We start from the raw sequence: 7,429 nt of genomic DNA, 5'->3' as shown, positions 1-7,429 counted from the left end.
TTAGTAAATATGTAAGTATATTCATATAATTAGTCAAATTATAATGTTGGATATCTATATGTTGAATACAACTTCAATGTGGTCTTTATGAATTATAACTTACAACATATATTAAATAGCTGTATATCAACCTTCTTTCACCTATAGATATAAATTATATAATATTTGTTGTATAATTATAACATATATGTTAAATTAACTATGTTTGATTGCGGTTAAATTTAATGATGTATTAACAAAAATTGGGTAAATATGGTGCCGCAAAAATATATTTTTTCATAGTATACTGGAATTTAAGAATTTACTTATGAGGGGGAAGATTATGGGGGAATTAACAATTGCATTATTAATAGATGCAGATAATATTGGAGCCAAGCATATTGAGAGTATATTAGGTGAGCTTGCAAAGTATGGAAAGGTTACAATTCGGAGAATGTATGGAGATTGGACTCAGGAGAGATTAAAGCCTTGGTTAGAGAAAACTTCACAGTTTTCACTTACTCCTATAATGCAGTCTAATGATACTTCTAGAAAGAATGCATCAGATATAGGGCTCGTTATTGATGCTATGGATATATTATATTCAGACAAGGTAAGCGGCTTTTGTATTGTATCAAGTGATTCAGATTTTAATAAACTGGCAAAAAGATTACGTGAGTCCGGAAACTTGGTAATTGGCATGGGAGAGCAAAAAACACCAGAATCATTTAGAGCTTCCTGTGAGAAATTTATTTATTTAGATATTATAGATGAAGAGACAGAAATAGATGATGAAAAATTAGATGCAGTGCGTAAGGATAATGAAACTAGTAATAAACATTTTAAAGAAGAATCATTTACCCAAAAGAGCATAATAGAAAAGACTATAATCAATATGATTTTAGACAGCAGTATGGATACTATGCACCTTGGAGAAATAGGTCAAAGAATAAATAATATGTTTCCGGATTTTGATGTAAGAAATTATCATTATACAAAATTGTCTGAGCTGCTAAAGGAATTTGACAGCCTTTCATTAATCAATAAAGAAAATAAATACTGGGTTACCCTAAAAAATATAATGCCAGAAAGTATTAAGGAAATTGAAAACAAAATAATCATGGTATTTAATAAGAAGAGAGTATCAAAGATGAATATAGGGGAACTGAAAAAAGAATTATTGAATGCTGTCCCAAATTTAAATATAGTGATTAAGAAAAGCGGAGTTACTAAGTTTTCGTTATTCTTAGATAAGAAAATTAATATTATTAGAGTTAATGGTAATAATGCTGAGCTTATTAAGTAGGGTGGTATATTTGTAGCGTTGGCATATAAGATAATATGTAATATTATCTAAGCATATGTATTAATATAACATATTAGAATGGATTAAAAATCAAAGATATAAACATATTTAGAGGCGGTAAACACTTTGTTTGAGGTGTTTATCGCCTTTTTTCAATCCATTTTATGAGAAGCGTCAGAAGATATATTTTCATATATGATGACATTAGTTATGTTTCGTGACATGTGATATATAATTTATTGATAAACCAGATAAATTATTAATTTGTTAATACAAGTAACTTAGGAAATATTTAAACAGCTGCTATAGCAAAAACATTATTATATGTATTTGTGGGTAATTTAAAATATACTATTGAATTGCATATTTAAATTTATCACCTCGAATTACTTGTTTTGAAATATGAAGAGGGTTATTCATGCTGTCAAAAACTTTGTCTTCTATCAACATTAAAGCAGTACCTCTAGGAACGTCTAATAGTGTTGATTCTTCTAGAGTTGCATAACATATTTCAATTGTTTTGCTACCCGTTGAAGGATAAATCTTATACTTATCTTTCAATATAGAATATAGAGATTTATCTAGATGTTCATCCTTGAGAAATTCATATTCTTTAGTAAAATGTACTGTTTCAATACCGATAGGGATTCCATCGATAAAACGTAGTCTTTCAATTATTAAAACCTCATCAGCAGATTCATCTAAAGAAAAGAATTCTATATCATCACGAGAAGGTGCTTGAAACGATATTTTTATTGTCTTTGTAACTAATGTACGCCCCATAGACTTTACATTGTCTGTAAAGCTGAGGAAGCTATGTGAATTAGTTACGACTTTAGGTGAAGCGACAAAAGTTCCTTTACCATGTATTTTTACAAGCAGCCTTTCCTGGACTAATAGAGTAATTGCTTTACGTACCGTACTTCTACTTATAGAATACATATCGCTTAGTTCTAATTCAGAAGGAATGCGTTCGTCTTGTTTAAACTTTCCCTCATAAATATCATTTCTTATAGTATTAGCCAATTGCTCATATAATGTCATGCTGCTGGTGCTTTTTAAACTGTTCATTATAATCACCTTTCATTCCAGATTATATAATACTTGTATGTCTATACTACTATAATTAATATAAAAAAACAAGCTAAAATAAATAAAACAGGTGATGTATGCAGATGTATGTGGTAAATAAAATTTTTAAAGTACCACACTGTTGTTGTAATGCCGTTTTTAGAGATTAGTTGTATGCAGAGGTATTTATTTTTTTAGTAAATAGGTTTACAAAGAATAGGCGTTATGATAATATAAAGGTACGAAATGTAGTGACGTCACCATACATCTCATAAAATATATGATAGGAAGGTGTAATAAATGACAATAAAGACAGTCATAAGTGAAATAATTAATAAGCACGAAAAAGTTGGTGGGATTGATAGTGTATATTTTGTAGCATGTGGAGGATCTTACGCGGGATTCTATCCAGCTAAATACTTATTAGACAGAGAATCTAAAACATTAAAAACCCAAATGTACACATCTAATGAATTTGTACATGCTGTTCCAAAATCTTGTGGTAAAAACACTCTTGTAATAGCTTGTTCGATGAGAGGGACTAAGGAAACTGGAGTAGCAGTAGAGGTAGCGAATGCTGCAGGAGCTACAACTATTGCATTATATGTGGAAGAATCTCACATGACAGAAATTGCTCAATATAAGTACAAATATGAAAGTATTGCTTTAGATGAAACTAAAGTTGAAAATGTAAATTCAAGTGTTGGTCTGCATATGGCATTTGAACTATTACATCAATTAGAAGGTTATGAATATTACAAAGAAGCAGAAGAGGGATTTGAAATTATCGATGATATTTATCGTCAAGCGGTGAAATATTGTAAACCAAGAGCAGCAGAGTTTGCTGAAAAGTGTAAGAACGATGAAACCATTTATGTATTAGGCGGTGGGCCAAGCATGGGTTCAGCATATATATTCTCAATATGTAACCTAATGGAAATGCAATGGGTACATTCACCAACAGTTAATACAGGAGAACTTCTTCATGGACCATTTGAAGCAGTAGATAAAAATCTTGCAATGGTAGCATTAATAAGCGAAGGGCGTACAAGACCTGTGGATATGAGAGCTCTTAAGTTCCTAGAAAAGTATGGAGAACGCTTATTTGTGATAGATGCAAAAGAATTAGGAATCAATAGAATCAGTGATAGAGTATCTGAATTTTTTAACCATCTAATTTTCTCATCTATATTAAATAATGTGTATTTAAGAGAACTATCATATGCGAAGAAACACAACTATATGAATCGTAGATATATGTGGAAAGTAGAATATTAGCCAATATAACTATTACTGGTGATAACTTAATTAGTATCACCAGAATGGTATTTGAAAGGAATGTAGATATATGAGGAAATTTTTATTGGCAAGTCATGCATATTTTGCTGAGGGCATATATAGTTCACTAAAAATGATAGTAGGAGAACAAAATAATGTCCATACAATTTGTGCATATACAACAGATAATTATGATTTGAAAAAAGAACTTACACCTTTTATAGAATCATTACAATCAGATGATGAATTGATAATTATTACTGATATTTTTGGCGGAAGCGTGAATAATGAATGCATGAATATTATAGGAGAAACAGATAAAAAGATTTACCTAATAGCAGGCCTTAATTTGCCTCTATTGATTGAGTTAATTTCAAGGCAATACGATGAAGATAGCATGTATGATATAATTGAACACGCATTACAAAGCTCCAAAGAAATAATACAATTTTGTAATAAGGTCTTAGAAACTTCAAAAGTAATAAAGGATGATGAATTTTAAGAAATGGGGAATTAGTATGATTTTATTAACAAGGGTTGATCATAGGTTATTACATGGACAAGTAGCAGTATCTTGGACATCAACTCTAGGTGCTGATTGTATCTTAATTGCAAACGATGAACTTATGGTAAATGAACTGAAAAAGACAACTATCAAATTGGCAAAGCCTAGTGGAGTAAAGTTGGTAATTAAAAGCATTGACGATTCCATTGCAGCACTAAAAAGCGGGGTTACAGATAAATATAAACTTTTTATAGTTGTAGAATCAATTGCAGATGCAGCTAGAATCGCAGAGAGTGTTCCTGAGGTGAAACAAATAAATTTAGGCGGCATTAAAGCTAGTGAAGGAACGAAAAATATTTCAAAAACTATTAACATTTCTGAAAAGGAAGAAGAACTTATTAGAAAAATGGTAAGTGATGGAGTGGAAGTTGAAATAAGACAAGTTCCAGGAGATAAGAAAATTAAAGCTATTAGCGTTCTTTAATTAAGAAAGGAGAGGAAAAGCCTTGTTACAAATAGTATTAATCTTTTTAGTTGCTTGTTTTGGATATAGTGATTATTTTACAGGAAAAACACTACAAACCAGACCTTTAGTTTTATGTCCATTAGTAGGTCTAATCATGGGAGATTTACAAGCTGGATGCATAATTGGAGCGACTCTTGAATTAGCATTCATGGGGGCAGTAGGTGTTGGAGCTGCACTTCCACCTGAAGTTGTTTCAGGTGGGATTTTAGGTACAGCATTTGCAATTGTTGGACATAAAGATGCAGGTATGGCAGTTGCATTAGGACTTCCAATTGCTATGTTAGTTATGTTACTAAGAAATTTTTTATTCATTGCTATTGTTCCACTTTTCGCAAACAGAGCAGATAAATATGCATTAGAAGGCGATATAAAAGGTGTATCACGAATGCACTGGTATGGAGGTATATTTGGAATGTATCTTCCACTTGCTATCCTAACAGCACTATCGTTTTATTTAGGAAGCAGTGTCATGGAAACAATCTTAAATTCAATTCCACAATTTATACAAGATGGATTAACTATTTCAGCAGGTATACTTCCTGCATTAGGATTTGCAATTCTGCTTAGAATGATTATGAATAAAAAGGTTGCAGCATTCTTATTTATTGGTTTTGTTTTAACTGCATATCTAAAACTTCCAGTATTAGGAGTTGCAATAATGGCAATTTGCGTTGTATTAGTTATGATTTTAAATAAAGATTCAAAAAATACTAAGGGAATGGAGGCAGAGTTGGATGAAGATTTCTAATAAAAACATTAACACACAGGTTGATATAGGCGAAAGTCCAGTAATTACCAAGAAAGATTTAAGAAAAGTATTTTGGAAGTCACTTCCTTTTGAAATTTCATGGAATTATGTAAGACAAGATCACATGGGATTTGCTTATTCAATGACCCCAATTATAGAAAAATTATATAAGAAGAAGGAAGATAGAGCAGAAGCCCTTCAAAGACATATGGAGTTTTTTAATATAACGGTGTATTTTTCTACATTAGTACTTGGAATAGTAACTGCAATGGAAGAACAGAAATCAAAAGACCCTAATTTTGATACTCAATCAATTAATAATGTTAAAGCAAGTTTAATGGGTCCTCTATCAGGAATTGGTGATTCTCTTTTCCTTGGAACATTAAGAATTATTGCGGCTGGTATTGGAGCATCTCTTGCTTTAAACGGAAGTATATTTGGAGCAATACTTTTTCTATTGATCTATAATATCCCAGCATTTGCACTTCGTTATTTTGGTATGATGAAGGGGTATGAAGTTGGTGCGGGCTTATTAAATCAAATTCAAAAGTCAGGCTTAATGAATAGGATTACACATTCTACTGCTGTTCTAGGGCTTATGACAATAGGTTCTATGATAGCTACTATGGTATCTGTAAAGGTTCCTCTAACCTTTGGTTCAGGTGATGCAGTTACAAAAGTGCAGACTATTTTAGATAGTATAATGCCATGTTTACTACCTTTAGGTGTAACATTCCTTATATACTGGTTACTAGGTAAGAATATTAAAGTAACTTATATATTACTTGGTGTTATTTTAGTATCAATAGTTTTAGCTAAGTTTGCCATATTAGCACCATAACTAATAAAGTTTATATTATTATTTGCCTTAGCAATAGAATTATTAAGTAGAAAATACCTCATAACGTCCATAATATAAAGCAGTAATTCATATAGCTAAGGCATGCTTAATAAAAATATATGTTGTTTATTATTTTAAACATCAGTTAGTATTAGTAATTTTTATAGATTTCTTAAAGTAATAATGCATTGAATGAAAAGGTTTTAAGAAAAATATAATTTGTAAAGAAGGGGATTACGAAAAAATGGATTTATCAAATGTTTTGTTTGTATCAGATATGGATGAAACATTATTTAATAGTGATAAAGTTATTACAGATGAAAATATAAAAGCGATTAGAATGCTTCAAAATCATGGCGGAACTTTTACGGTTGCAACAGGTAGATCAGTTACAGGATTTTTACCATATAAAGATATAATAAAACCAGATATCCCTGTTATACTCTACAATGGAGCTGTTATTTATGACATAAAAAATGATAAAATAATTTGGAGCACAATACTCGGAGAAGATGTAAGAAGAAATATTAAAAATATTCTTAAGGCATTCCCTAGTATTGGAGTACAAGTCATGTCAGTAAACGGAGTATTCTCATATAATTCCACACCAGAATTTCTAAAATTTATGGATAGAGAGAGATTACCTTTTATAAAAGTAGATAGCATTGATGAATTTCCTGATGAATGGATAAAAGTTGAAATGACTAGAGATTTGGTTGATAAAAAAGGCTTTAACGCCTATATAGAAGATAATCATATCATAGGTCACAAATTTATACATACAGGAGATTGTTCTTGCGAAATTGTAAGAGAGAATGTGTCAAAAGGAGACGCGTTAAAAAGATTAATAGATCAGCTAGAATTTCAGGACAAGCAAGTCTATTGCATAGGTGATCATAATAATGATATTGAGATGATAACTTATGCAAATATTGGTTTTGCAGTTAGCAATTCATTAGATAAAGTAAAGGCTGTAGCTAATATCGTTGTATCATCTTGTGACGATAATCCCATAAGTGAAGCGGTTTCTTATATAATTAAGAATAATAGAAATAAATCTAATCTATAACAGAATTAAGAATTTGTTATTTTATATAAAATTATTTTAGAGCAATATAAATAAAAATATAAGCTGCTACGAAACTCACTAAGTTAGTTTTGTAGCAGCTTATGTT

8 protein-coding genes are annotated in these 7,429 nt (G+C 30.6%); 7 read left to right on the top strand and 1 reads right to left on the bottom strand.

Features of this window, described 5'->3' with window-relative positions; translation table 11 throughout:
* Positions 1–322 precede the first annotated feature (322 nt).
* Positions 323–1,285 carry an NYN domain-containing protein gene (locus COL3_RS21205; RefSeq protein WP_008419462.1) on the top strand — a complete coding sequence of 321 codons (963 nt, stop codon included), beginning with the start codon at positions 323–325 and terminating at the stop codon, positions 1,283–1,285.
* A 351-nt stretch (positions 1,286–1,636) separates the two neighbouring features.
* On the opposite strand, the gene COL3_RS21200 is transcribed toward COL3_RS21205, so the two are convergent.
* On the bottom strand, positions 1,637–2,356 hold the full coding sequence (locus tag COL3_RS21200) for a GntR family transcriptional regulator (RefSeq protein WP_008419461.1): 720 nt from the start codon (positions 2,354–2,356) through the stop codon (positions 1,637–1,639).
* A 300-nt stretch (positions 2,357–2,656) separates the two neighbouring features.
* On the opposite strand from COL3_RS21200, the gene COL3_RS21195 reads away from it, so the two are divergent.
* From COL3_RS21195 to COL3_RS21170, 6 genes are all read left to right on the top strand, one after another.
* Entirely contained in the window at positions 2,657–3,634 is a 978-nt protein-coding gene (locus COL3_RS21195) for an SIS domain-containing protein (protein ID WP_008419460.1), read from the top strand.
* A 70-nt stretch (positions 3,635–3,704) separates the two neighbouring features.
* Complete coding sequence (locus COL3_RS21190; RefSeq protein ID WP_008419459.1) at positions 3,705–4,136, top strand: PTS sugar transporter subunit IIA; 432 nt, start codon at positions 3,705–3,707, stop codon at positions 4,134–4,136.
* A gap of 16 nt (positions 4,137–4,152) precedes the next feature.
* Positions 4,153–4,623, top strand: a complete 471-nt coding sequence (locus COL3_RS21185) for a PTS sugar transporter subunit IIB (RefSeq protein WP_008419458.1) — start codon at positions 4,153–4,155, stop codon at positions 4,621–4,623.
* A gap of 22 nt (positions 4,624–4,645) precedes the next feature.
* Positions 4,646–5,413, top strand: coding sequence for a PTS sugar transporter subunit IIC (locus COL3_RS21180; RefSeq protein WP_008419457.1), 768 nt, complete (start codon positions 4,646–4,648; stop codon positions 5,411–5,413).
* Positions 5,400–6,254, top strand: a complete 855-nt coding sequence (locus COL3_RS21175) for a PTS system mannose/fructose/sorbose family transporter subunit IID (RefSeq protein ID WP_008419456.1) — start codon at positions 5,400–5,402, stop codon at positions 6,252–6,254. Before COL3_RS21180 ends, COL3_RS21175 begins: the two co-directional genes overlap by 14 nt.
* 244 nt (positions 6,255–6,498) lie before the next feature.
* On the top strand, positions 6,499–7,323 hold the full coding sequence (locus COL3_RS21170; protein ID WP_008419455.1) for an HAD family hydrolase: 825 nt from the start codon (positions 6,499–6,501) through the stop codon (positions 7,321–7,323).
* The last annotated feature ends 106 nt before the right edge of the window (positions 7,324–7,429 follow it).

The sequence above is a fragment of the Clostridium sp. LS genome, from assembly GCF_002760435.1.
Lineage (GTDB): Bacteria > Bacillota > Clostridia > Clostridiales > Clostridiaceae > Clostridium.
The sequence above is the reverse complement of the archived record's forward strand: the minus strand, read 5'-3'. Positions and strand labels throughout refer to the sequence as shown.

What these genes read in the sequence shown, in the direction of transcription:
- COL3_RS21205 (WP_008419462.1), top strand. Translation starts at nt 323, where the DNA reads ATGGGGGAATTAACAATTGCATTATTAATAGATGCAGATAATATTGGA.
- COL3_RS21200 (WP_008419461.1), bottom strand. Translation starts at nt 2,356, where the DNA reads ATGAACAGTTTAAAAAGCACCAGCAGCATGACATTATATGAGCAATTG.
- COL3_RS21195 (WP_008419460.1), top strand. Translation starts at nt 2,657, where the DNA reads ATGACAATAAAGACAGTCATAAGTGAAATAATTAATAAGCACGAAAAA.
- COL3_RS21190 (WP_008419459.1), top strand. Translation starts at nt 3,705, where the DNA reads ATGAGGAAATTTTTATTGGCAAGTCATGCATATTTTGCTGAGGGCATA.
- COL3_RS21185 (WP_008419458.1), top strand. Translation starts at nt 4,153, where the DNA reads ATGATTTTATTAACAAGGGTTGATCATAGGTTATTACATGGACAAGTA.
- COL3_RS21175 (WP_008419456.1), top strand. Translation starts at nt 5,400, where the DNA reads ATGAAGATTTCTAATAAAAACATTAACACACAGGTTGATATAGGCGAA.
- COL3_RS21170 (WP_008419455.1), top strand. Translation starts at nt 6,499, where the DNA reads ATGGATTTATCAAATGTTTTGTTTGTATCAGATATGGATGAAACATTA.